Source organism: Corynebacterium hansenii (genome assembly GCF_030408795.1).
GTDB lineage: Bacteria > Actinomycetota > Actinomycetes > Mycobacteriales > Mycobacteriaceae > Corynebacterium > Corynebacterium hansenii.
Map to the genome: position 1 here is coordinate 794633 of NZ_CP047211.1, position 21882 is coordinate 816514.

A 21882-nucleotide genomic window follows, 5' to 3' on the forward strand; every position below is an offset into this window, starting at 1 on the left:
CGAAAACGGACACAACGTTTCCGCCGAAAACCACTTTTTCGCGGACCGTGGCTCTTAGTGTGTTGGTATGTCAACCACGGGGCCCGGCGGCACACCCAAGCCAATGCCCGCGCCGCGCACGTCACCGGCTGCGGAACCGCTGCTTCACGACGTCGATTTGCGCGGCCTGCTCATCGGAACGGCGTCTGCGGCGCTCCAAATCGAGGGCGGCGATCAGAACAACGATTGGCTCGATTGGGCACTCGAGCCGGGCAACGTGGCCGACGGCTCGACGCCGCTGCGCGCCACCGACCATTGGAATCGCTGGCGCGAGGACAACCGGCTGATGGCCTCGCTCGGCCTGCCCATTGCGCGCATCGGCGTGGAATGGTCGCGCATCGAGCCGCGGCCGGGGGAGTTCGACCATGCGGTGCTCGACCGCTACCGAGAGGAGATCGCGGATCTGCGCGACAGGGGAATCCGGCCCCTGGTGACGCTCCACCACTTCGCCAACCCGCGCTGGTTCGCCGCGCGCGGGGGCTTCACCTCGGATGACGCGCCCCATGCCTTCCTGCGTTTCGCGGAGACGACCGTGCGCGCGCTCGATGACCTGGTCGACGAGTGGGTGACGGTCAACGAGCCCAACGTCTACGCGACCCAGGCCCACTTGTTCCGGTCCGGCCCTCCGGGCAACCGGTCGTGGCGGGACACGATGGCGGTGCTGCGCAACATGGCGGTGTCGCATATCCTCGGCCACCAGCTCATCCACGGCATCCAGGGCGACCGCGCCAAGGTCGGCTTCGCACACCATGCCCGCGGGTTCGAGCCGCGCAATCCCCGCAATCCCATCCACCGCGGCCTGTCGCGGCTGAACCGGTTCCTGTTCCAGGACATCGTCGCCGACGCGCACCTGGCGGGTGAGTTCCACCCATTGTTGGGCGGTGCGAAGGTGGGGCGGAACCTGCCGTCGGGCAGCCACCACGACTTTTTGGGCCTCAACTACTACACGCGCACGGCAGTGGACAGGCTTGACGACGGCACCTTCGCTGGTGCCCCCGTCAACGACCTCGGCTGGGAAATCCACCCCGCCGGCCTGGTCGACTGCGCCCGTGACCTGCACGAGCGGTACGGGGGAACCGTGTGGGTGACCGAAAACGGCACCTGCGATCTCGGCGACCCCGGGTCGGCGGCCAATCCGGCGCCGGGCGCGGGCGGGGAGGCGGGCGTCGCAAAGCAGGAGGCGTCCGCCGCAGCCGACCGCAGTCTGGAATCCTTCCGGCCGCGGTTCATTCTGGAGCATCTGCGCGCGATCGCGGAGTCCGGTCTGCCCATCGAGCGCTGGTACCACTGGTGCTTCGTGGACAACTGGGAATGGGCCGACGGCGAGGGGCCGCGGTTCGGCATCGTCCACCTCGATTACGAAACGCAGGAGCGCACGCTCAAACCGTCGGCGCATCTGCTCGCGGAACTGGCGCGGACCGGGCGGATCACCCCGGAGCTGCATGGGCGCTACACCGCCGGGCGGCGCTACCCCGTCGCCGACGAACGCACCGACCCGACCGTGCGGTCCGCCATGCGCGCCATGACGTCCGACACCGCCACGATGCCCGACGCCACCAAGACGTCCGACGCCGCCAACATGTCCGACACAGGGGAGGGGAGCCGATGAGCGCCGCCGAACGCGCCCTCGCCGACGTCGGCCGTTTCGCCGCCGACCCCGCGCAGCGCACGCCCGTCACCACGGGCTGGGTCGTCCGCTACGGCCTGCTCTACCTGGGGCAGAACATTTCGTGGGCCGCGCCGACGCAGCTGCTGCTCGCGCAGCAGATCCTGGTGTGGCACCCGGGGGACAAGGAGTCGAAGCTGGCGCTGCTGATGGCGATCGGCGGGTTCTTCTCCATCGTCGGCCACCCGCTGGCCGGCTGGTTGTCCGACCGCACCGACTCGAGGTGGGGCCGGCGCGCGCCGTGGATCCTCTTCGGCGGGCTCGCGGCGGCGGGGGCGCTGATGTTCCTCGGCGCCGCCCCGGGGTTCGCCGCGCTGACCCTGGGGTGGGCGGTGTTCCAGCTGGCCATAGCGGCCTCGATCAACGCCGCGCAGGCCGTCGCGCCCGACACCGTGCCCGACCACCAATACGGCGTGGTGTCCGGGGTGCTGGGGCTGACGTACACCCTCGGCGTGGTGCTGGGGACGGTGGTGGCCACGGTGTTCGACCTCGGGCTGGCGTACATCGTCACCGCGGCGCTGCTGCTGGCGCTCATCTTCCAGTTCATGCCCGGCTTCCGCGACGTCTCCCGCGTGCGGCACCGCGGGGCGCTGGCGCCGGTGCCTTACGACGACGACGTCGAACCGGTCGTGCCCGCCGTCGCCGAATCGCCGGGAGGGCTGTACCGGGACTTCAACTGGGTTTTCCTCGCCCGGTTCCTGGTGACCACCGGCAACTCCGTGGCGCTGTTCTACCTGTTCTATTACCTGCGCGACCACATCCGCCACGGGGACCCGGACTCCGGCGTGCTCGTGCTGACCGGCGCCTACGCGGGCTGCGTGATCCTCACCGCCGTCGCGTCGGGACGGCTGTCCGACAAGCTGGGCAAGCGGCGCGTGTTCGTGGCGGCGTCGTCGCTGGGAGTGGCCGGCGCGTGCGCGGTCATGGCGGTGGCGGAGTCCTTCGGCACGGTCGTCGGCGCCGCGGTGCTGCTGGGCCTGTCGTGGGGAGTGTTCATGGCGGTGGACCAGGCGCTGATCAACCAGGTGCTGCCCAAGGCCGACGAACGCGGGCGCGACGTCGGGGTGATGAACCTCGCGGTCGCCGGACCGAACATGGCCGCCCCGGTGCTCGCCGCCTTCGCGCTGGCGAACCTCGGCGGCTACCCGGGCCTGTACTTCTTCGCGGGCGCGTTGACCGCCGTCGGCGCGGTGCTGGTGTACGGGGTCCGCTCGGTGCCGTGACGGCCTGGTCCGGCGGCGGGCCCGGGCGTCTGATACGCTTTCCGGAGTCGAAGAAAGGGATTTCCGTGCAACTCGCTTCCATGTTCCGCCGGGCGCTCGCCCCGGCCACCGTCGTGGCCCTCGCGGGCGGCCTGCTGTCCGCCCCCCAAGCGTCGGCGGGCGGCCTCGCGGATTTGGGCGGGTTGGACTGGGGAGCCTGCCCCGCCGCGGCATCCGTCGCGCCGGGCACGGTGTGCGCGGACGTGGAGGTCCCCCGCGATCACGCGGACCCGGACGGCGCCATGATCACCCTCACCGTCAGCCGCGTGCCCGCGACGGGCGAGCGGCGCGGCGTCATCGCGGGCAACCCGGGTGGCCCGGGCGGCGACGCGCTGAACATGTTCTCCGACGAGGCCATCAAAATGCCGGCCGCCGTCCGCGAGCACTTCGACCTCATCGCCGTGGAGCCCCGCGGCCTGCGGTGGGGCACCCCCTTGAACTGCAACGTGGCGGACATCCCCGCCAGCGGGGCCCTCGCCGGCCAGGTCGGCGCCATGTACGCGTCGTGCGAGGCGAACGACCCCGGTTACGCGGCGACCATCACCACCGAGAACACGGCCCGGGATCTCGACCACGTGCGGGGCGTCCTCGGCCAGGACGTGCTGAACCTCTACGGGGTCTCCTACGGCACGGACCTGATGGGCACGTACGCGACTCTGTTCCCGGAGCGCACCGGCCGCATGGTCCTCGACTCTTCGGTGGACCCGGCGGACCGCTGGTTCCGGCTCGGGGATTCGCGCGAGCCGTGGCGCCGCGACGCCGTGAACGCGATGTTCCAGTGGATCGCCGATCGAGATGACCGGTACGGGCTGGGCACGACGCCGCTGCAGGTGTACACGCGGTGGACGGAGCGCATCAACGAGGAGGTCGGCGCACCGGGGCAGCTGTACCCGCCGCCGGCGCAGGTGGGCGACGTACCCGGCGCGCTCGCCGACGACCCCGAGGCATACCTCCAGCTCGCCGACCGGGTCCTCCCCGCCGTTTGGCGCGGCCAGTCCTTCGCCGCGTCGATGCTGCGGCCGGGGGCCGGCGCCCAGTCGGTGCTGCTGCAGATGACGTTCGCCGCGACGTACTCGGAGGGCATGTGGGCAGACGTCGCCGACGCGATCGTCAGCGGCAAGGCCGAGACCCCGCCGCTTCCCGAGGGCAAGACGGAGGAGGACGTGGCGGCCGAGATGGAGGCGATGGCCGTCGTCGAGCGTTCGATCGTGTGCAACGACAACCTGGTCGCCGCCGATCCGTCCCGCATTCCCCGCGCCTACGCCGACCAGTACACGGGCGGCGACATTTTCCGGGTCAACGCCGATTCGATGGGCTCGGGCCAGCTGTGCCTGGGATGGCCGGGCAAGAGCTCGGCCGTCGCCCTGGACGGGTCGGCGCTGAAGCACAAGCCGCTGCTGCTGCACTACGACAAGGACGCCGCGGTGACCGGAACGGCCGGCCGCGCGATGCAGGCGGCGATGGGCGGCGAGCTGAAGGAACTGCCGGGATACGGCCACGGCGTGCTGGGCGGCGACAACGACGCCGATGCGGTCGCCGACCTGGTCAGCGCCCACTACCTGGGTTGATGGCGGTACTGCCCGGGGCGTGCGCGGGCGTTGACCGGCGGGCGCTACCTGGGTTGTTGCGGGGCGGTCACTTCTTCCGCTCTTCGCGGCTCTTCTGCCATTCGCGCACGTCGTCAGAGTTCCACAGCGTCAGGCCGTGGAGCTTCGTGGTGGGCACCGGCGCCTTGCCGCGGCCCGCATAGCTGGTGAACGTGCCGCGGGCGGTGCCGGTGAACTCGGCGCATTCCGCGGCGGTCCACAGCTCCACGCCGGTGTCCTTGTCGATGATGCGGGGGTCCATGCAGCCCACCATAGTGTTGGTTCGGGCCCTGAAAAGACCCGGCGGGGCAGTGGATGCGACTTGTGACCTGCTCTCTATCCAACCGTGACTTCACACGTGACACGTGGGCGTGACATGGAAAAACCGCCGCACCCGATCGGGTGCGGCGGCGAAGTGGAGGGGATGACGGGAATCGAACCCGCGTCTTCAGCTTGGAAGGCTGAGGTATTAGCCACTATACGACATCCCCGCAGCTCATCCGGGGCCGAGATTTCTCGCCGAAGCGGAAGCGGCCCCTCGTGAACGTGGGGGAAACTATAGCGCACCCGGAGCCCGCCGCCATAATCGCCGCGCCGCGGGCTTAAACCGGGGCGGTGATCGCCCCCCGAACGGGAGCCACGTAGACTGCACGACGTCATCGCATGGACCCGCTTCACGACGGGCCGATGTCCCCGTTCAGGCGGGTGCTCGGCCCGGATCGGCGGGTGCGTGCGGGGTCCGGACAAATTCACAACGGGGTATGGCGCAGCTTGGTAGCGCACTCGCTTTGGGAGCGAGGGGCCGTGGGTTCAAATCCCGCTACCCCGACCAGCATCACGGGCACTCCCGTGGTCTGTGAAATCATCAACTCACATCTACTAACAGGAGTGTGCAACCAGTGAAGTCCTCCGTCGAACAGCAAAGCGCCACCCGCGTCAAGATCACCGTCGAGGTTCCCTTCGACGAGCTCAAGCCCGAGTTCGACAAGGCCCACGAGGCCCTTGCCCAGCAGGTCCAGATCCCGGGCTTCCGCAAGGGCAAGGCCCCCGCCAAGCTGATCGAGGCCCGCGTCGGCCGCGGCCCGATCCTGGAGCAGGTCCTCAACGAGATGGTTCCCTCCCGCTACGGCCAGGCCGTCGAGGAGCATGAGCTGAAGGTCATCGGCCAGCCGGAGGTCGACGTCACCAAGCTGGAGGACGGTGAGGTCGTCGAGTTCACCGCCGAGGTCGACGTCCGCCCCGAGATCGAGCTGCCGGACTTCTCCGACATTTCCGTCGAGGTCGACGCCCTCAAGGCCGACGACGACGCCGTGCAGGCCGAGCTCGACAACCTCCTCGCCCGCTTCGGCACCCTCACCGGCGTCGAGCGCCCGGTCGAGGACGGCGACTTCATCTCCATCGACCTGTCGGCCACCGTCGACGGCGAGGAGCTGGAGGAGGCCTCCACTGAGGGCCTGTCCTACCAGGTCGGCTCCGGCGACCTGATCGACGGCCTGGACGAGGCCGTCACCGGCCTGGCCCAGGGCGAGTCCAAGGAGTTCGGCACCAAGCTGGTCGCCGGCGACCACGAGGGCGAGGACGCCCAGGTCACCGTCACCGTCCAGTCCGTGAAGGTCCGCGAGCTTCCCGACGCCGACGACGAGTTCGCCCAGATGGCCTCCGAGTTCGACACCATCGACGAGCTGCGCGAGGACCTGGCCAAGCAGGTCGAGAACACCAAGAAGGGCGAGCAGGCCCAGCAGATCCGCGACAAGGTCCTCGCCGCCGCCCTCGAGAAGACCGAGGTGCCGCTGCCGGAGGGCGTCGTCAAGGAGCAGGTCGACGGCCAGCTGCAGCAGCTGCTCGGCCAGTTCGGCGGCGACGAGGCCGTCCTGAACACCATGCTCGAGGCCCAGGGCACCACCCGCGAGCAGTTCGACGCCGACTCCCGCACCTCCGCCGAAGAGGCCGTGCGCACCCAGCTCTTCCTCGACGAGCTGGCCGAGCAGGAGCAGCCGGAGGTCTCCCAACAGGAGCTCACCGACCACATCCTGTTCACCGCCCAGTCCTACGGCATGGACCCGAACCAGTTCATCCAGCAGATCCAGCAGTCCGGCCAGCTCGGCAACCTCTTCGCCGACGTCCGCCGCGGCAAGGCCCTGGCCGTGTCCATCCTGAAGGCCACCGTCAAGGACACCGACGGCAACGACGTCGACGTCGCCGAGTTCTTCGGCGAGGCCGAGGCGCCCGAGGCCCCCGAGGCCGATGCGAAGGCCGACGAGGCCGACGCCGAGAAGTAGAACCCACGCGGAACCGGGGGCCGTCGCAAAGCGAAAAGCGGAGGCGGACCCCGGCCCACCCGCGAAAATCGGGCCCGGGCCCGGGGGAAGCGCGCCGCCGATCCCCGGCCCCGACGCTGACAGCGAACATGGGGCCGTCCCGAAACAAAGGGGCGGTCCCTTTCGTTACCCTCAATGAGAGATCCCGCCCCCGAGGCGGGCCGCCCGTGAAACGGCGGCGAAGGCGAAATGGAAGGGAAACCCTTTTTCGATGAGCGACCAGAACCCCGCCCCGGCCGACTCCGTGTTCGACAAGCTCCTGAAGGAGCGCATCCTGTTCCTCGGCGACCAGGTCGACGACCAGATCGCCAACAAGCTGTGCGCCCAGATGCTGCTGCTGTCCGCCGAGGACCCCGAGCGTGACATCGCGCTGTACATCAACTCCCCGGGCGGCTCCGTCACCGCCGGCATGGCCATCTACGACACCATGAAGTTCGTGCCCTGCGACGTCGCCACCTACGGCATGGGCCTGGCCGCCTCGATGGGCCAGTTCCTGCTGTCCGCCGGCACCCCCGGCAAGCGCTACGCCCTGCCGCACGCCCGCATCATGATGCACCAGCCGTCCGCCGGCATCGGCGGCACCGCGTCGGACATCACCATCCAGGCCGAGCAGTTCGCGCAGACCAAGAAGGAAATGGCCCGCCTCATCGCCGAGCACACCGGCCAGCCCCTGGAACGCATCGTCGAGGATTCCGACCGCGACCGCTGGTTCACCGCCGCCGAGGCGCTGGAATACGGCTTCGTCGACCACGTGGTGACGTCCCTGAAGGACGCCCGCGACGCCAAGGCCGGCACCGGCAACAAGGCCAGCGACGACGCCGAGCGCAACGCCGAAAACGCCGCCGACGTCGCCCGCGAGCAGCGGGACTCGGGCAAGTAGGCCCCGGGGCAGAGGAAAGCGAGCCACGAAGATGCACCAGGAATACCCCGCCCGCAACGCCGGCACCGATACGTCCGGAACGAACATGGAGATGAGCAACAACATGCAGATGCCGCAGTCGCGCTACGTGCTGCCGTCCTTCGTCGAGCACTCCAGCTTCGGCGCCAAGGAGTCGAACCCGTACAACAAGCTGTTCGAGGAGCGCATCATCTTCCTCGGATCGCAGGTCGACGACACCGCCGCCAACGACATCATGGCGCAGCTGCTGGTGCTGGAGGGGCTGGACCCCGACCGCGACATCACCATGTACATCAACTCGCCCGGCGGCTCGTTCACGTCGCTGATGGCGATCTACGACACCATGCAGTACGTCCGCCCCGACGTGCGCACCGTGTGCCTGGGCCAGGCCGCGTCGGCCGCCGCCGTGCTGCTCGCCGCCGGTGCGCCGGGCAAGCGCGCGGCGCTGCCCAACGCCCGCGTGCTCATCCACCAGCCGGCGACGCAGGGCGTGCAGGGCCAGGTGTCCGACCTGGAGATCCAGGCCGCCGAGATCGAGCGCATGCGCAAGCTGATGGAGGAGACCCTGGCGGAACACACCGGCCAGTCCGCCGAGCAGATCCGCCTGGACACCGACCGCGACAAGATCCTGACCGCCGAGCAGGCCAAGGAATACGGCATCATCGACCAGGTCTTCGAGTACCGCAAGCTGAACAAGTAAGCGGGAGACGGTCGCCGCGAGCGAGGCGGCGGGGGCGACGGCGCATCGGCCGTGCCCCCGCCGCTTCGTCGTGCGCGGGGGTGGCGGGCGCGGGGGCGATGGCGCGGGGGAGCGATGGCGCGCGCGGGGGAAGGGGGAGGCCGTCGACGGCGCGCACGGGGGAAGGGGGAGGGGAACCCGTGATCGGTAGGCGGCGGGCCACTGTAGCTTTATCGGCATGTTCAACTTCTTCAAGAGCAAATCCCGCATCGACCATGATTTCGTCGACAATGTCCCCCCGCACCTGGACAAGTACATCCCCGGCGAGCCCTACGTGTTGCAGGAGATCGTCTCCGGCGACATTCGGCTCGATCTCTTCGTCTGGGAGCCCACGGAGGAGCGCAACGTGATGACGCTGGCCACGGTCGGCGCCTCCGCCTACCGCATGAAGATGCCCCACAAATCGATGCCGGACCGCTGCGAGCTCATCATGACCCTGCCCGCCGACTGGCCGCGCCTCGACGAGATCCAGGCCATGCCGGATGATGAATCGGAACGCTGGTTCTGGCCGATCGCCAACCTGAAGCAGGCCGCCCGCGTCCCGTACGAGATGGACACGTTCTTCTGCATCGGCCACACCATCCAGGCCGGCGAGGATCCCGGGGAGACGTACCCCGGCACCGGTTTCAACTCCATGCTCCTCGGCCCGGTGATTTCGCTGCCCGAAGACGACTACGCCGTCCAGGAGCTGGAAGCCGACGACGCCACCTGCTTCTTCTACGCTCTCTACCCGCTGTACCCCTCGGAGCTGGAGTTCAAGATGGAGCATGGTGCCGATGCCCTCTTTGATTTGTTCGAGGAGCACGGGGTGACCGAAGGCGTCCACCTGGACCGGCCGCCGGTGATGTGACGCCAGGCCGTGCCCCCGCCGCTTCGTCGTGCGGGGGGATGGCGGGCGCGGGGGGAGCGACAGGGAGAGGGCAGGGGGAAGGCCGGGGAAAGGGGCCGGGATGGAGTGCACCGGAGAAATTCGTGATCGGTAGGCGGCGGGCCACTGTAGCTTTATCGGCATGTTCAACTTCTTCAAGAGCAAATCCCGCATCGACCATGACTTCGTCGACAATGTCGTCCCGCACCTGGACAAGTACATCCCCGGCGAGCCCTACGTGTGGCACGAGATCGTTTCCGACGAAATTCACCTCGACGTCTTCGTGTGGGAGCCCACGGAGGGGCGCAACGTGTGGACGCTGGCCACCGTCGGCGCCTCCGCCTACCGCATGAAGATGCCCGACAAGTCGATGCCCGACCGGTTTGAGCTCATCATGACCCTGCCCGCCGACTGGCCGCGCCTCGACGAGATCCAGGCCATGCCGGATGATGAAGCGGACCGGTGGTTCTGGCCGATCTCCAACCTGAAGCAGGCTGCCCGCGTCCCGTACGAGATGGACACGTTCTTCTGCATCGGCCACACGATCCAGGTCGCAGAGGACCCCGCGGAGACGTACCCCGGCACCGGCTTCAACTCTATGTTCCTCGGCCCGGTGTTTTCGCTGCCCGAAGACGACTACGCCGTTATGGGGCTGGAAGTCGGCGACGTCACCTGCTTCTTCTACGGTCTCTACCCGCTGTACCCCTCGGAGCTGGAGTACAAGATGGAGCATGGTGCCGATGCGCTCTTCGAATTGCTCGAGGAGCACGGGGTGACCGAGGGTATCCATCCGGACCGGCCGCCGGTGGTGTGACCCCCGGCGGACCGGCCTCCGGTGGTGTGACGCCCGGCGGATCGACCGTCCGACAACCGCATCGCGGCGCTCACGTCGACGCCATGGCGTCGCCGCGCCGTGGGGCCCGGGCTTCACCGTTGCGGTCCGGTCGGCGGGCTAGGCTGGGTGCGATCGGGCCCGCGCGTCGCAAGCGATTGGCGTCGCGGGGTTCGCACGGAATATCGTCGTCCGCCCGGGGGTTGCAGCCAACGGGCGGTCGACGCGACCGTCGGCGGGGTGTCCGCCGAGACAACGACCAAGGAAGTGGGGCCGGACGGATATGGCACGCATGCAGGAAAGCGCCGACCTTCTGAAATGCTCCTTCTGCGGGAAGAGCCAGAAGCAGGTCAAGAAGCTCATCGCCGGGCCGGGCGTCTACATCTGCAACGAGTGCATCGAGCTGTGCAACGAGATCATCGAGGAAGAGCTCAACGTCGGCTCGGCGCCGGAGGAGAGCGGCGACCGTCTGCCCCGCCCGGCCGAGATCCGCGATTTCCTCGACGAGTACGTCATCGGCCAGGACGTCGCCAAGCGCACGCTCGCGGTGGCCGTCTACAACCACTACAAGCGGATCCGTGCCGAGGAGCAGGGGGCCCGCGACGACGTCGAACTGTCGAAGTCGAACATCCTGATGCTCGGCCCGACCGGCTGCGGCAAGACGCATCTGGCGCAGACGCTGGCGCGGAAGCTGGACGTGCCCTTCGCCATCGCCGACGCCACCAGCCTCACCGAGGCCGGCTACGTCGGCGAGGACGTGGAGAACATCCTGCTCAAGCTCCTGCAGGCCGCCGATTTCGACGTGGCCAAGGCGCAGCGCGGCATCATCTACGTCGATGAGGTGGACAAGATCTCGCGCAAGTCGGAGAACCCGTCCATCACCCGCGATGTGTCGGGCGAGGGCGTGCAGCAGGCGCTGCTGAAGATCCTCGAGGGTACCGTCGCCGCGGTCCCGCCGCAGGGCGGCCGCAAGCATCCGAACCAGGAGTTCATCCAGTTCGACACCTCCAACGTGCTGTTCATCGTGGCGGGCGCGTTCGCCGGGCTGGAGAAGGTCGTGCAGGAGCGCGTGGGGCGGAAGAGCCTCGGCTTCGGTGCGGACGTGCACTCGAAGGCCGATGTCGACGAGGTCGATCCGTTCCGCGAGGTGCTGCCGGAGGACCTGATCCGCTTCGGGCTCATCCCGGAGTTCATCGGCCGTCTGCCGGTCATCGCGTCGGTGACGAACCTCGATGAGGATGCACTGGTGCGCGTGCTCACGGAGCCGCGCAATTCGCTGGTCCGCCAGTATGAGCGCCTTTTCGAGATGGACGGCGTGGAGCTGCGCATCGACGACGACGCGCTGCATGCCATCGCGGCGAAGGCCATCGAGCGCAAGACCGGTGCCCGCGGACTGCGCGGCATCATGGAGGAGATCCTGGTTCCGGTCATGTTCGACGTGCCGGACCGCGATGACATCGCGCAGGTGATCATCCACCGGGGGTGCGTCACCGACGGCGACGCCCCGGAGTTGGTGCTCGCGGAGCCCGACGAGCGCAGCGCGTAGACCTTGCCCGCGGCCGCCGCTTGACGACGGCCCGCGCGGAATCGGCCCGGCCTCCACATCGCGTGGGGCCGGGCCGTCGTCTGCTCACGGCCGTCGTCTGCTCCGGGCCGCCGTCGGCTCGAGTGCTTCGCCGGCTAGGCGCAGTCGTGTCAAATGATCGACGCTTCCGCGTAGCACTTGTGACCACCTGCGTGTTTGTGGCGAGCGTGGGATGAGCGTTGATCAAATGACACGAGCCCATCGCGGCCGGCCCAGGGTGAAGCGGCCGCATCCGGCGCAGGTCGTTTGCGCAGGTCGGGGCCACGGGCGCAGGTCGCCTACGCGGCTCGGGATCGTCGCCGAGAGGTGTGCGGTGTTGCTGGTCGACCACGCGGACTGGGTCGACATATGGTGCTGGTCGACCAGGCGAACGGGGTCGACAAGTGGTGCTGGTCGCCTACGCGGGTGGGGGAACAGGTGGCGCGAGTCGCCTACGCGGGCGGGAACTCCGCCGGCCTATTCCTGGCCCTCGTCGTACATGTCGGTGAACTGCGGCGCGACGTCGCCTTCGGCGCGTTCGTCGAGGATCGCCGGGGAGTCGTCGGCGTAAACCTCGTCGACCAGGCGCGGCTCGACCTTCCGCCGCGGGGTGGTGGTGACGTACGACGTCCCGTGCTGCCACGTGGTGGTCGCGGTGAGGAAGCCGGTCACGGCGTCACGGGCCATCTCGCGCAGGCGGTCGATGAGCGTCTCCGACGTCAGCTCCAGGCTGTAGAGGTTGTCGAAGGTGCGCTCGTTGAGCGTCGGGAACTGCGCCATCGACGCGACGATGTAGTAGATGTCCAGCGCGGACACGTCGGTGCGGAACGCGCCGTAGTCGCGGCCGAGCAGCAGCACGCGGTCGAACTCGAGCACGATGGGGGACTGCTCCGCCAGGGCCGAAGACTCTTCGAGGGGGAGCACCGGGTGCATGTTCTCCTGGGCGATGAAGCGCACCGCCGAGGGGTTGTTCGCGAAGCAGTCGAAGATGACGCCGACGACGTGGCGGAGGACGTCCACGGGGACCTCGGAGTCGACGCGCAGGTCCTCCGGGTCGGGGCGCAGGAGGCTCAGCACGTAGTTCATGGTCGTGCGGTAGAGCCCCATCTTGTCGCCGCAGTGGTAGTGCAGCATGCGCTTGGAGACGCCGGACGACGACGAGATGGCGTCGAGGCGTGCATCGGCGTACCCCTTCGCGGTGAATTCACCGAGCGCCGCCTCGAGGACGGCGTGGGGGATCGCGTCGGTGCTGCCTGAGGCCTTCATGTATCGCCTTTCCGGGGATTCGGGTGGTGTCCCGTCTGTGAACGGGGGTGGCCGCCCCGGATTGCGCGGTGGGCAACCTGAAAAAGCGGAAATGCAGGGGCGGATCCGCTTCATGCTATCCAGATTTGCGCTGGGTCGGTCCCGTCCTCCCCCATCTGCGCAGCGGCCGATGCGCCTATATCGTTGACCGCGTAAGCGAATCCAAGGAAAGGACCATCGTGAGCGTTTCTCCCGTGAAGGTCGCCGTCACCGGCGCCGCCGGTCAGATCTCGTACTCCCTGCTGTTCCGTCTCGCCCACGGCGACGTCTTCGGCTACGACGTTCCCGTCGAGCTGAACCTCCTCGAGATCCCGGCCGCGCTGGGCGCGACCGAGGGTGTCGCCATGGAACTCCAGGACTCCGCCTTCCCGCTGCTGCGCGGCATCAACATCACCGATGACGCGAACAAGGCGTTCGACGGCGCCAACGCCGCGTTCCTCGTCGGCGCGAAGCCGCGCGGCAAGGGCGAGGAGCGTTCGGCCCTGCTGTCCGCCAACGGCAAGATCTTCGGCCCCCAGGGCCGCGCGCTGAACGACCACGCCGCGGACGACATCCGCGTGCTCGTCGTCGGCAACCCGGCCAACACCAACGCCCTCATCACCGCGCAGCACGCCAAGGACATCCCGTCCGACCGTTTCACCGCGATGATGCGCCTCGACCACAGCCGCGCCCTGTCGCAGCTGGCGGCCAAGCTCGATCGCACGATCACCGACTTCGAGAAGGTCGTCGTGTGGGGCAACCACTCGGCCACCCAGTTCCCGGACGTCACCTACGCCACCGTCGGCGGCGAGAAGGTCTCCGACCTGGTCGACCGGGCCTGGCTGGACGACGAGTTCATCCCGCGCGTGGCCAAGCGCGGCGCCGAGATCATCGAGGTCCGCGGCTCTTCCTCGGCCGCCTCCGCCGCGGCCGCCGCCATCGACCACATGCGCGACTGGGTGCAGGGCGTCCCGGGCGATGACTGGGTGTCCGTGGCCCTGCCGTCCGACGGTTCCTACGGCATCGACGAGGGCCTGGTCACCGGCATGCCGTGCCGCTGCGTCGACGGCAAGTGGGAGATCGTCCAGGGCCTGGAGATCTCCGACTACCAGCGCGCCCGCATCGACGCCAACGTCGAGGAGCTGCGCGCGGAGCGCGACGCGATCGCCGACCTGCTGCCGTAACCGGCGCACCGCGGGGCCGGGCGCACCGGCCCGGGAGGGGGCGTCGCAAAGCATTTCGCTTTGCGACGTCCCCTCCGCCGTTCCCGTGCGACCAGGGACGGACGTGGTGGGCGGCGCGGTCCGGCCGACCCTCTAGACTGTCCGACGTGACCAACGCCGAGAATCTTCCGAACCGCGCCGACAATCTGCCGAAGTCGTGGAACCCCTCCGAGGTGGAGGCGGATCTCTACCAGGGCTGGGTGGATGCCGGGTACTTCACCGCCGACGCCGGCAGCGACAAGCCGGCGTATTCGATCGTGCTGCCGCCGCCGAACGTGACCGGCCAGCTGCACATGGGCCACGCGCTCGACCACACGCTGATGGACGCCCTCGCCCGCCGCAAGCGGATGCAGGGGTTCGAGGTGCTGTGGCTGCCGGGCATGGACCACGCGGGCATCGCCACGCAGACGAAGGTCGAGGCGCAGCTGAAGGAGTCCGAGGGCAAGGACCGGTTCGACTACGGGCGCGAGGAGTTCATCGAGCGCGTCTGGGAGTGGAAGAAGGAGTACGGCGGCGTCATCGGCGGCCAGATGCGGCAGATCGGCGATTCGGTCGACTGGTCGCGCGAGCGCTTCACGCTTGACGACGGCCTGTCGCGGGCGGTGCAGACGATCTTCAAGGAGCTGTTCGACCGCGGCCTGATCTACCGTGCCAAGCGCATGGTCAACTGGTCGCCGGTGCTGCAGACCGCGATCTCCGACATCGAGGTCAAGTACGAGGATCGCGACGGCGAGCTGGTGTCCTTCCGCTACGGCGACGGGGAGGATTCGATCGTGGTGGCCACCACGCGCGTCGAGACGATGCTCGGCGACGTCGCGGTGGCCGTCCACCCGGAGGACGAGCGGCACACGGCGCTGGTGGGCAAGACCCTGCCGCACCCGTTCCGCGACGACCTGACGCTGACGGTCATCGCCGACGATTACGTGGACCCGGAGTTCGGCTCCGGCGCGGTGAAGATCACCCCCGCCCACGACCCCAACGACTTCGCCATGGGCCAGCGCCACGACCTGGACATGCCGGAGGTCATCGACGCCACCGGAACCATCGCCGGCACCGGCACCCGCTTCGACGGCATGGACCGCTTCGAGGCTCGGAAGGCCGTGACGGAGGCGCTTCGGGAGCAGGGGCGCATCGTCAAGGAGGTCCGCCCGTACGTCCACTCGGTGGGCCACTCGGAGCGCTCCGGCGAGGTCATCGAGCCGCGCCTGTCCGAGCAGTGGTGGGTGAAGGTCGACGAGTTGGCGAAGATGGCCGGCGACGCCGTCCGCGAGGGCGACACCGTCATCCACCCGGCGTCGCAGGAGCCGCGCTGGTTCGACTGGGTCGACGACATGCACGACTGGTGCATCTCGCGCCAGCTCTGGTGGGGCCACCGCATCCCGATCTGGTACGGGCCGGAGGGCGAGATCGTCTGCGTCGGGCCGGATGACCCGGAGCCGACCGGCGAGGGCTGGACGCAGGACCCCGACGTGCTGGACACGTGGTTCTCGTCGGCGCTGTGGCCGTTCTCCACGATGGGCTGGCCGGAGGCCACCCCGGAGCTGGCCAAGTTCTACCCGACGTCCGTGCTGGTCACGGGCTACGACATCCTGTTCTTCTGGGTCGCGCGCATGATGATGTTCTCGACCTTCGCCGCCACCCTGCCGAACTCGCCGCTGGGTGAGGGCGCCGGCGGCCGCCCGCAGATCCCGTTCACCGACGTGTTCCTGCACGGCCTGGTGCGCGACGAGCAGGGCCGCAAGATGTCCAAGTCCCTGGGCAACGGCATCGACCCGCTGGACTGGGTGCGCGACTACGGCGCCGACGCACTGCGCTTCACCCTGGCCCGCGGCGCCAACCCCGGCTCCGACCTGCCGGTGGGCGAGGATTCGGCGCAGAGCTCGCGCAACTTCGCCACCAAGCTGTTCAACGCGACCCGCTTCGCGCTGATGAACGGCGCCCGCGTCGGAGGCCTGCCGCCGCGCGAGACGCTGACGGACACCGACCGGTGGATCCTCGACCGCCTGGAGCAGGTCCGCGCCGACGTCGACGGTGCGCTGGACAAGTACGAGTTCGCCAAGGCCAACGAGGCCCTGTACCACTTCGCGTGGGACGAGTTCTGCGACTGGTACCTGGAGATGTCCAAGGTGGACTTCCCGCGCCTGGCCGAGGGCGAGGAGCCGACGGCCGAGCAGGCCGCACGCTCCGAGTCGACGCGCCTGGTGCTGGGTCACGTGCTGGACACTCTGCTGCGCCTGCTGCACCCGACGATCCCGTTCGTCACCGAGGTGCTGTGGAAGGCCCTGACCGACGGCGACGAGGGCACGCCCGAGTCGCTGGTCATCGCGTCGTGGCCGGAGGCGGGCGCGGCCAACGGCGGCGCCGAGGCCGATGCCGACGCGGCGCGCCGCATCGACGACGCCCAGAAGCTGGTCACCGAGGTGCGCCGCTTCCGCTCCGACCAGGGCGTGAAGCCGTCGCAGCGCGTGCCCGCGCGCTTCGACGCGGCCGCGGCCGATCTGGCGGCGCAGGAGGGCATCGTCCGTTCGCTGGCGCGGCTGGAGACCCCGGAGGAGGGCTTCACGGCCACCGCCTCCATCGAGGTCCGCCTGTCGACGGCGACCGTCACCGTCGAGCTGGACACCTCCGGCACCGTCGACGTCGCCGCCGAGCGCAAGCGCCTGGAGAAGGACCTCGCCGTCGCCGAGAAGGAGCTGGCCGGCACCGAGAAGAAGCTGGGCAACGAGTCCTTCCTGGCGAAGGCCCCGGATGCCGTGGTGGACAAGATCCGCACCCGCAACAAGGTGGCGCGCGAGGAGATCGAGCGCATCACCGCCCGCCTGGAGGGACTGCCGAAGGCATGACCGAGCGCAACGACGCCACGGGCGGCGGCCGCGACCGCGCCGCCGGCAGAGACGACGAGATCCGCCTGATCCTCGATGACCTCGCCCCGGCCGACCAGCCGGAGGCGGGCGCGGACGGGGACGGCGCGGAAGGCTCGGCCGGCGAGCCCCTGGAGCTTTCCGACGACGACGGCTTCGATCCGGCCACCGCGCAGATCGTGGAGGACACCGAGCCCCGCGAGCTGGCGGCGACGCTGTCCGGCGGCACCACCGACGAGTCCTCTCCGACCGCCGACGGCATCGCCGCGGCGGAGGAGGAGCGCGACGGGGGCGCGGACGCGGACCTTCTGGGCCGCTTCGGCGCCGTGTCGATGGATGAGGAGGGCCTGAGCCTGCCCGTCGACGTCGACCAGCCGGTCAACGCCCCGGCGCCGATGGAAATCACCCAGGAGGATCTCGCCGAGCTCGCCGCCGTCGAGGCCGAGCTGGACACCCGGTGGCCGGAGACGAAGATCGACCCGACGCTGGAGCGCATGGAAAAGCTCATGGACCTGCTCGGCAACCCCGAGCGGTCCGCGCCGGTGATCCACGTCGCCGGCACCAACGGCAAGACGTCGACGGTGCGCATGATCGAGTCGCTGGTCCGCGCCCTGGGCCGCCGCACCGGGCGCACCACCAGCCCGCACCTGCAATTGGCCACCGAGCGCATCGCCGTCGACGGCGCCCCGCTGCACCCGCGCGACTACGTGCGCATCTGGCGCGAGATCGAGCCCTACGTGGAGCTCGTCGACGCCGCGTCGGAGGCCGAGGGCGGCCCGCGGATGTCCAAGTTCGAGGTGCTCACGGCCATGGCCTACGCGGCCTTCGCCGATGCCCCGGTCGACGTCGCGGTCGTCGAGGTCGGCATGGGCGGCACGTGGGACGCCACCAACGTCGCCGACGCCGACGTCGCCGTGGTGTGCCCGGTCGGCCTCGACCACACCGACTACCTGGGCGACACGTTGGCGGAGATCGCGGGGGAGAAGGCGGGCATCATCAAGTCCCGCTGGAACGCCGGGGATCTGCTGGCGCCGCCGGACAACGTGGCCGTCATCGCGGAGCAGGCCCCGGAGGCCATGGAGGTCCTGCTGGCCCGCGCCGTCGAGTGCGATGCCGCGGTGGCCCGCGCCGGCTCCGAGTACGGCGTCGTCGCGCACACCCTGGCCGTGGGCGGGCAGAACCTCACGCTGCGCGGCCTGGCCGGCGAGTACGAGGACATCCACCTGCCGCTGCACGGCGCGCACCAGGCCCGCAACGCGGCGACCGCCCTGGCGGCCGTCGAGACCTTCTTCGGCGCCGGCCCCGGCCGTCCCCTGAGCATCGACGCGGTCCGCGAGGGCTTTGCGACGGTGACCTCGCCCGGCCGCCTCGAGCGAGTCCGGTCCACGCCGACGGTGTTCGTCGACGCCGCGCACAACCCCCATGGGGCCCGGGCGCTGCGTGAGGCACTGACGGCGGAGTTCGACTTCCGCAAGGTCGTCGGCGTGGTCGCGGTGCTCGGCGACAAGGACGCCCGCGGCATCCTCGAAGAGCTGGAACCCTACTTCGAGGAGCTCGTCGTCACGCAGAATTCGTCGCCGCGCGCCCTGCACGTCGATGATCTGGCCGAGCTCGCCGAGCAGATCTACGGCGAGGAACGCATCCACCGCATCGACACGCTGCCCTCGGCGGTCGAGCTGGCCGTCGCGCTGGCGGAGGAGACCGACTCCGGCGACGGCATCGTCAGCGGCTCGGGCGTGGTGGTCACCGGTTCGGTGGTCACCGCCGGAGAGGCGCGCACCCTGTTCGGAAAGGACCCCCAATGACCGAGGATCGATCCACCGGCACGCCGGACGCGGGCGGCGCGGGCCGTCGTCACGCGGAAACGGACGAGGAGCTGCGGGCGTTCCGCGAGGGGCGCGACCTGTCCGACGGCGGCAAGTACGGCCCGCTGGGCGCGGGCCACGAGCCGGAGAAGGACCCGATGAAGGGGCTGCGCGGCGTCATGGCCGGCACCCTGATCATGCAGGCGATTTCCGTGTGGCTCGGGCTGACCGTCGTGGCGCGCGTCGACGGCGGCGGGCTGTTCGGGCCGACCGTCGCCATGTGGTACGTCGGGCTGCTGGGCCTGGCGCTGGCCGTGATGGCGTTCCTGCAGAAGAAGCCGTGGGCGCTGCCGGCGAACATCGTGCTGCAGGTCTTCGGCGTGCTGGCGATCCTGGTGCACTGGTCCATGGGGTTCGTGGGCATCTTCTTCGCGCTGGTGTGGGCGTACATCCTGCATCTGCGCAAGAACCTCATCGCCCGCATGGAACGCGGGCTGCTGACCACGCAGCACCTGTAGCGCATTTTGCACACTGCGCCGGATGGACGCGGCCCCACGGGGCGGCGGCTATCCGGCGTTTTTCATCGCCTCGTACGCGGCCAGCGCCGCCGCCCGCGACTCGCGCAGGTCGACGATCGGCGCGGGGTAGGCGGGCGTGCCGTATTCCGGAACCCACCGGCGGATGTAGGCGGCCGTGGAATCGTAACGACGGGCCTGCGTTTCCGGGTTGAAGATGCGGAAGTAGGGCGCGGCGTCGTCGCCGCAGCCCGCGACCCACTGCCAGTTGAACGGGTTGCTGGCCTCGTCGGCGTCGACGAGCCGATCCCAGAACCACTCCTCGCCGTGGCGCCAATGGATGCCCAGGTTCTTGGTCAGGAGCGACCCCACGACCATGCGCACCCGGTTGTGCATGTGCCCGGTGGCCAGCAGCTCGCGCATGCCGGCGTCGACGAGGCCGAAGCCCGTGGTGCCGTTTCGCCAGGCCGCCAGGGCTTCGCGGAGGGCGTCGTCGCCTTCCGTGGAATTGGTCGTGGCGTCGTCGCCATCCTCCGGCAGCCGCGCCCAGGGGAAGGCGTCGAATGCGGAGCGGGTGTTGGCGGTCTCGAGATTCGGCAGGTGGTGGCGGCGGTGCCAGGCGAAGTCGCGCCAGAGCAGTTCCCGCTGGAACGCCCGGCCATCGGCCGCGTCGATGCTCCCGGCGTCGACGGCCCCGGCGATGGCATCCCACGCCTGCCGCGGGCTGATCTCGCCGAAGCGCAGGTGCGGCGACAGGCGGCTGGTGGCGTCGAGGGCCATGTAATCGCGGCCGGTGGCGTAGCGGTGCTCGAGGTCGGCTGTGGACTGGCGGCGATCGGACGGGGTGGGGCCTTCCCCGAGGCGCTCGATGAATGCGGCGAGACGTTCGTGCGCGCCCGCTTCTCCCGGCGTCCAATATCGGTGGAAATCGGCGGATTGGTTCGGGGCGGGGTTCTCGGGGCCTCCGGCAGTCAGCTCCAGTGCATCGATGGCGGCATGGGTGGCGCGCAGTTGCCCGCCGGAGACCCCGCGCCCGCCCGGCCGCGGACGTTCCTGCGTCGGGACGGCGACCACGCCCACATCCGGGTCGCCGTCGGGGCCAGCGCCAGGGTCGGTGTCCGGGTTGGCGCTCATGTCAGCGCCCAGCCTGTCGGCCGCGGCGCGGCTGAAGGGGGTGAAGACCTTGTACGGGCGGCCCTGCGCGGTGGCCACGTCACCGGGCTCGTTGAGCAGGTGTCCGGGGTGGGTGGATGCGTGGGGCAAGGCGGCCTCGATCTCGGCGTCGAGTGCGCGGGCTCCCGGTGCGTAACGGCGGTGCCACGTGACGGCGATCGCGTCGAGGTCGGCGACCAATCGGGGCACGATGTCACGCGGGTCGCCGGCGGCGACGTGGAGTTCGATGCCCAGCCCGGCGAGGTCATCGGCGAGAACGTGGAGGCTGTGGTGGAGCCACCACTTCGCGGCAGCCCCGAGTGGGCGCGGGCCCGGGGGAGGGGAGCCGGGCGCGTCCGCCGACTCGCCGGCCGGGATTTCCTCCGCGATGTAGAGGCCGACGACGGGCCCGCATTCGGCGGCGCGGGCCAGTGCCGCGTGGTCGGTGGTGCGGAGGTCGTCGCGGAACCAGACCAGGGCCGGGCGGGGCGCGTCGTCGGTCATGGTGGCCAGGGTACGGCCGTGCGGTTCACTTCACCTCGCCCCCGGCGCGGCCGCCGGAGGGTGACCGGGGTCACTTGGCGCGGCTGCGCGCCCCGAGATGGCGCCAAGTATGCTTCCCTGCATGACCGAACGCACTCTGATTCTGATCAAGCCCGATGGCGTCCGCCGCGGCCTCGTCGGCGAGGTCGTCTCCCGCATCGAGCGCAAGGGCCTGAAGCTCGTCGCCATGGACCTCCGCGTCGCCGACAAGGCCACCGCCGAGGAGCACTACGCCGAGCACAAGGAGCGCCCGTTCTACGGCGAGCTCGTCGACTTCATCACCTCCGCCCCGCTGGTCGCGGGCGTGGTCGAGGGCCCGAACGCCATCGCCGCGTGGCGTCAGCTGGCCGGCGGCACCAACCCGGTCGAGGCCGCCACCCCGGGTTCGATCCGCGGCGACTTCGCTCTCGAGGTCGCGGAGAACATCGTCCACGGCTCCGATTCGCCGGAGTCCGCCGAGCGCGAGATCGGCATCTGGTTCCCGAACCTCTGATCCTCGGTTGTCCCGCCGTTTCCCGGCGGTTGACCCACCGGCTTCCCGCATTTTCCTGCGGGGAGCCGGTTTTCGCGTTTCCGGGGTGCGCATGTGGCGGCGGTGATGGTTCGCGTGTGCGACAATGGCGGGCGTACGCCGCGTTCGCTCCGCGATTTACTGGAACGACGTTGACCGCAGAACGCCCGTGCGACCACAGAACTTGATCAAAAACGACGATCGCCGCCGAGGCGG

General features: G+C 69.6%; 17 protein-coding genes and 2 tRNA genes. 15 read left to right on the forward strand and 4 right to left on the reverse strand.

What is annotated here, in order from left to right; genetic code table 11:
- The first annotated feature begins 67 nt into the window (after positions 1-67).
- The 3 genes from CHAN_RS03645 to CHAN_RS03655 all read left to right on the forward strand — a co-directional run bounded on the left by CHAN_RS03645 (position 68) and on the right by CHAN_RS03655 (position 4535).
- Positions 68-1648: a glycoside hydrolase family 1 protein gene (locus tag CHAN_RS03645; RefSeq protein ID WP_290291891.1), complete on the forward strand. Its 1581-nt coding sequence runs from the start codon at positions 68-70 to the stop codon at positions 1646-1648.
- Positions 1645-2928 (forward strand): MFS transporter, encoded by a 1284-nt coding sequence (locus tag CHAN_RS03650; protein ID WP_290291893.1) that lies wholly within the window; start codon positions 1645-1647, stop codon positions 2926-2928. Before CHAN_RS03645 ends, CHAN_RS03650 begins: the two co-directional genes overlap by 4 nt.
- A gap of 65 nt (positions 2929-2993) precedes the next feature.
- Positions 2994-4535: an alpha/beta fold hydrolase gene (locus CHAN_RS03655; protein WP_290291895.1), complete on the forward strand. Its 1542-nt coding sequence runs from the start codon at positions 2994-2996 to the stop codon at positions 4533-4535.
- A 67-nt stretch (positions 4536-4602) separates the two neighbouring features.
- Here the strand turns inward: CHAN_RS03655 and CHAN_RS03660 are convergent, their stop codons facing one another.
- Entirely contained in the window at positions 4603-4815 is a 213-nt protein-coding gene (locus CHAN_RS03660; RefSeq protein ID WP_048739484.1) for a helix-turn-helix transcriptional regulator, read from the reverse strand.
- Positions 4816-4969: 154 nt separating this feature from the next.
- Positions 4970-5044 (reverse strand) — tRNA-Gly (locus CHAN_RS03665).
- A gap of 264 nt (positions 5045-5308) precedes the next feature.
- On the opposite strand from CHAN_RS03665, the gene CHAN_RS03670 reads away from it, so the two are divergent.
- From CHAN_RS03670 to clpX, 7 genes are all read left to right on the forward strand, one after another.
- Positions 5309-5385: transfer RNA gene (locus CHAN_RS03670), tRNA-Pro, on the forward strand.
- Between the two features lie 67 nt (positions 5386-5452).
- The gene (tig, locus tag CHAN_RS03675) at positions 5453-6832 is read left to right on the forward strand and encodes a trigger factor (RefSeq protein ID WP_048739411.1); all 1380 of its coding nucleotides are present in this window, start codon (positions 5453-5455) and stop codon (positions 6830-6832) included.
- Positions 6833-7082: 250 nt separating this feature from the next.
- Positions 7083-7751: an ATP-dependent Clp protease proteolytic subunit gene (locus CHAN_RS03680; RefSeq protein ID WP_082144223.1), complete on the forward strand. Its 669-nt coding sequence runs from the start codon at positions 7083-7085 to the stop codon at positions 7749-7751.
- A 103-nt stretch (positions 7752-7854) separates the two neighbouring features.
- Positions 7855-8469, forward strand: a complete 615-nt coding sequence (locus CHAN_RS03685) for an ATP-dependent Clp protease proteolytic subunit (protein WP_377748413.1) — start codon at positions 7855-7857, stop codon at positions 8467-8469.
- A 217-nt stretch (positions 8470-8686) separates the two neighbouring features.
- Positions 8687-9358 carry a suppressor of fused domain protein gene (locus CHAN_RS03690; protein WP_290291899.1) on the forward strand — a complete coding sequence of 224 codons (672 nt, stop codon included), beginning with the start codon at positions 8687-8689 and terminating at the stop codon, positions 9356-9358.
- A 160-nt stretch (positions 9359-9518) separates the two neighbouring features.
- Entirely contained in the window at positions 9519-10190 is a 672-nt protein-coding gene (locus CHAN_RS03695) for a suppressor of fused domain protein (protein WP_290291901.1), read from the forward strand.
- A 301-nt stretch (positions 10191-10491) separates the two neighbouring features.
- Positions 10492-11754: an ATP-dependent Clp protease ATP-binding subunit ClpX gene (gene clpX, locus CHAN_RS03700; RefSeq protein ID WP_048739413.1), complete on the forward strand. Its 1263-nt coding sequence runs from the start codon at positions 10492-10494 to the stop codon at positions 11752-11754.
- 495 nt (positions 11755-12249) lie between these two features.
- On the opposite strand, the gene CHAN_RS03705 is transcribed toward clpX, so the two are convergent.
- A complete protein-coding gene (locus tag CHAN_RS03705; RefSeq protein WP_053088008.1) occupies positions 12250-13038 on the reverse strand; it encodes a TetR/AcrR family transcriptional regulator in 789 nt (262 codons plus the stop codon).
- A gap of 218 nt (positions 13039-13256) precedes the next feature.
- Here CHAN_RS03705 and CHAN_RS03710 point away from each other — a divergent pair, with 218 nt between their 5' ends.
- From CHAN_RS03710 to CHAN_RS03725, 4 genes are all read left to right on the forward strand, one after another.
- Positions 13257-14240 carry a malate dehydrogenase gene (locus CHAN_RS03710; protein ID WP_290291907.1) on the forward strand — a complete coding sequence of 328 codons (984 nt, stop codon included), beginning with the start codon at positions 13257-13259 and terminating at the stop codon, positions 14238-14240.
- Positions 14241-14377: 137 nt separating this feature from the next.
- The gene (locus CHAN_RS03715; RefSeq protein WP_377748412.1) at positions 14378-17122 is read left to right on the forward strand and encodes a valine--tRNA ligase; all 2745 of its coding nucleotides are present in this window, start codon (positions 14378-14380) and stop codon (positions 17120-17122) included.
- 350 nt (positions 17123-17472) lie between these two features.
- Complete coding sequence (gene folC, locus CHAN_RS03720) at positions 17473-18945, forward strand: bifunctional tetrahydrofolate synthase/dihydrofolate synthase (RefSeq protein WP_290293302.1); 1473 nt, start codon at positions 17473-17475, stop codon at positions 18943-18945.
- Positions 18946-19043: 98 nt separating this feature from the next.
- Complete coding sequence (locus CHAN_RS03725; protein ID WP_048739493.1) at positions 19044-19463, forward strand: DUF4233 domain-containing protein; 420 nt, start codon at positions 19044-19046, stop codon at positions 19461-19463.
- A 48-nt stretch (positions 19464-19511) separates the two neighbouring features.
- Here CHAN_RS03725 and CHAN_RS03730 read toward each other — a convergent pair whose 3' ends face one another.
- Complete coding sequence (locus CHAN_RS03730; protein ID WP_290291912.1) at positions 19512-21116, reverse strand: cryptochrome/photolyase family protein; 1605 nt, start codon at positions 21114-21116, stop codon at positions 19512-19514.
- Between the two features lie 121 nt (positions 21117-21237).
- Here CHAN_RS03730 and ndk point away from each other — a divergent pair, with 121 nt between their 5' ends.
- A complete protein-coding gene (gene ndk, locus CHAN_RS03735) occupies positions 21238-21648 on the forward strand; it encodes a nucleoside-diphosphate kinase (protein ID WP_290291915.1) in 411 nt (136 codons plus the stop codon).
- The last annotated feature ends 234 nt before the right edge of the window (positions 21649-21882 follow it).

Coding starts and splice junctions, on each gene's coding strand:
- CHAN_RS03645 (WP_290291891.1), top strand. CDS start 68: ATGTCAACCACGGGGCCCGGCGGCACACCCAAGCCAATGCCCGCGCCG.
- CHAN_RS03650 (WP_290291893.1), top strand. CDS start 1,645: ATGAGCGCCGCCGAACGCGCCCTCGCCGACGTCGGCCGTTTCGCCGCC.
- CHAN_RS03660 (WP_048739484.1), bottom strand. CDS start 4,815: ATGGACCCCCGCATCATCGACAAGGACACCGGCGTGGAGCTGTGGACC.
- CHAN_RS03680 (WP_082144223.1), top strand. CDS start 7,083: ATGAGCGACCAGAACCCCGCCCCGGCCGACTCCGTGTTCGACAAGCTC.
- CHAN_RS03685 (WP_377748413.1), top strand. CDS start 7,855: ATGCAGATGCCGCAGTCGCGCTACGTGCTGCCGTCCTTCGTCGAGCAC.
- CHAN_RS03690 (WP_290291899.1), top strand. CDS start 8,687: ATGTTCAACTTCTTCAAGAGCAAATCCCGCATCGACCATGATTTCGTC.
- CHAN_RS03695 (WP_290291901.1), top strand. CDS start 9,519: ATGTTCAACTTCTTCAAGAGCAAATCCCGCATCGACCATGACTTCGTC.
- clpX (WP_048739413.1), top strand. CDS start 10,492: ATGGCACGCATGCAGGAAAGCGCCGACCTTCTGAAATGCTCCTTCTGC.
- CHAN_RS03705 (WP_053088008.1), bottom strand. CDS start 13,038: ATGAAGGCCTCAGGCAGCACCGACGCGATCCCCCACGCCGTCCTCGAG.
- folC (WP_290293302.1), top strand. CDS start 17,473: ATGGATGAGGAGGGCCTGAGCCTGCCCGTCGACGTCGACCAGCCGGTC.
- CHAN_RS03730 (WP_290291912.1), bottom strand. CDS start 21,116: ATGACCGACGACGCGCCCCGCCCGGCCCTGGTCTGGTTCCGCGACGAC.
- ndk (WP_290291915.1), top strand. CDS start 21,238: ATGACCGAACGCACTCTGATTCTGATCAAGCCCGATGGCGTCCGCCGC.